1 protein-coding gene and 1 pseudogene are annotated in these 1,728 nt (G+C 65.1%); one reads left to right on the top strand and one right to left on the bottom strand.

Going from position 1 to position 1,728, the window contains the following annotated elements:
- A pseudogene (locus EN935_RS34505) lies at nt 1–751 on the top strand (membrane-bound PQQ-dependent dehydrogenase, glucose/quinate/shikimate family); the annotation flags it as partial.
- A gap of 21 nt (nt 752–772) precedes the next feature.
- On the opposite strand, the gene EN935_RS34500 reads toward EN935_RS34505, so the two are convergent.
- Entirely contained in the window at nt 773–1,210 is a 438-nt protein-coding gene (locus EN935_RS34500; protein WP_127264578.1) for a hypothetical protein, read from the bottom strand.
- Nucleotides 1,211–1,728: the final 518 nt, after the last annotated feature.

Here is a 1,728-nt window from a genome sequence, read left to right as displayed (position 1 = left end):
CTCCTTCAATCCGAAGCCGCTGACCGATGCCGACATGTGGGGCATCACCATGTTCGATCAGCTGGCGTGCCGGATCGCTTTCCACAAGCTGCGCTATGAAGGCCGCTACACGCCGCCCTCGGTGCAGGGGTCGCTGATCTATCCCGGCAATTTCGGCGTCTTCAACTGGGGTGGCGTGGCGGTCGATCCGGTGCGGCAGGCGCTGTTCGGCATGCCGACCTATCTGGCCTTCACGTCGAGACTTGTGCCGCGCGCGGACGTGCCGCCGCCCGGCGACACCAAGGGCAGCGAGCAGGGGCTCAACCGCAACGAAGGCGCGCCCTATGCCGTGGTGATGGGGCCGTTCCTGTCGCCGCTCGGTGTGCCTTGCCAGGCACCGCCCTGGGGCTATGTCGCCGGCGTCGATCTGAGGACCGGCAAGATCGCCTACAAGCACCGCAACGGCACCGTCTACGACATGACGCCATTGCCGCTGCCGCTGAAGGTCGGAGTGCCGGGCATCGGTGGGCCGATGATCACCGCCGGCGGTGTCGCCTTCCTGGGTGCGGCGGTCGACGATTATCTGCGCGCCTATGAGCTGACATCAGGCAAGCAGCTGTGGCAGGCGCGGCTGCCGGCCGGCGGGCAATCGACGCCGATGACCTATACGGTCGCCGACGGACGCCAGTTCGTGGTCATCGTCGCCGGTGGCCACGGTTCGGTCGGCACCAAGCCGGGGGATTATGTGATGGCCTACGCGCTGCCGAAGTAGGGGCGGACTGGCCGTGCCGTCCTAGCCAAGCCCCAGATGGCTCTTCAGGCTGGGCACCGAGCCGAGCACTTCGTTGGTCAGGTCGGGGCCGGCGGCGGCTTCGGCCTGCTGGACCAGCGTTTCGCCGGCCTTCTGGATCTGAGCCATGTCGAGGCCGGATGCCTTGAGCGCGGCGAGGCCGTTGATCAGTGCGCCGGCCTTCTCGCCGAGAACGCCGCCAAGCGCGCCCTGCAGCGATGACAGGAAGCCGCCACCGCCGCCGGCCGGAGCGGTGGCCATGACGTCATATTGGTGGGCGAGATCATCGGCGCCGGGGATCTTGGCGAAGAAAGCCGAGGCGCTGGTGCCTTCAGCTTCATGCTCAAGCACCGAGAAAATGGTGCCGACGACTTTCTCCGTCGTCGCCTGGTCGAGGCCCGCTTTCTGCGAGACGGTGTTGACGATGTCCTGGACGTTCATGGTCTCACCTCAACCCTGGGTCTTCGTGTTTGCACGGCGGTTCTGCTCACTGCGGACCCTGATCAACGATCGTCTGCCTGCATTCACGACCATCGAGCGTAGGGCCAAAGCGGCGCCCACGGCAAGGACGACCGCGCTGGTGAGGATCGGGGAAGGCATGGTCATCGGCATCGCTCCTTCTGGGTCGAGACGTGAAGGCACCTGGTCCAAGGCGCCATCGATAGCCGGCAGCTTCCCTCACTATTGTGGCAGCGCCAGCAGGATTTGTCGCGGATGACTAAAAAGTGATGACACGGGCGCCTGTGGCGCCGGCTTTGCCGGGCCGGCGTGGCCGCCTGTGGAAACGCCACGAGGCGATCCACGGCCGTGACAATGCTCGACTGGATCATGGCGGCTGGGTCTCTATGTAGCTCAGGTATCGAAGCTCGAAGCCGAGGAGTGCGCAATGACGAAATCAGCTGGCCAGACGCCTGCCATTACCCAGGCGATGATCGATGCCTATGACGAATATACGCATC

This window comes from Mesorhizobium sp. M7D.F.Ca.US.004.03.1.1 (genome assembly GCF_003998635.1).
Classification (GTDB): domain Bacteria; phylum Pseudomonadota; class Alphaproteobacteria; order Rhizobiales; family Rhizobiaceae; genus Mesorhizobium; species Mesorhizobium loti.
Note: the sequence above shows the minus strand (reverse complement) of the source record. Positions and strands in the feature narration are given on the sequence as shown.